Genomic DNA, 306 nt, shown 5'->3' on the forward strand with positions numbered 1-306 from the left:
GATCCTTGGAAACGTTGGGATAGAAGGTGATTTGGTACGGCTGGTTGCGATCACACTCGGTGATTTCGAGGATGCCGCTGGGGCCGATGGTTCGATGCAGTGGTGCGCCGAGCGGGCTGCCGTCCTGGGCAATGGCTTGCAGCATCACCGGCGTATTGCCGATTGGCACAAACCGAGTGCTTTCGAACATATGCACCAGAGTCAACGAGCCCTGGGCTTTGCACATAGCGACCGTTTTACTGGGGGCTTTAGAAGAAACCGGCGCCACCAGCGCCACCTCATCCCCCACCTTGAATACTTGCTCAA

Annotated in this window: 1 protein-coding gene; it reads right to left on the bottom strand. The window is 57.2% G+C overall.

Translation table 11 applies throughout. The annotated features are described in order from the left end of the window. A partial coding sequence (locus J1G35_RS30745) for a hypothetical protein (RefSeq protein ID WP_223016890.1) occupies nucleotides 1-306 on the bottom strand: 306 nt, incomplete at both ends.

The sequence above is a fragment of the Pseudomonas sp. SH10-3B genome (genome assembly GCF_019891415.1).
Classification (GTDB): domain Bacteria; phylum Pseudomonadota; class Gammaproteobacteria; order Pseudomonadales; family Pseudomonadaceae; genus Aquipseudomonas.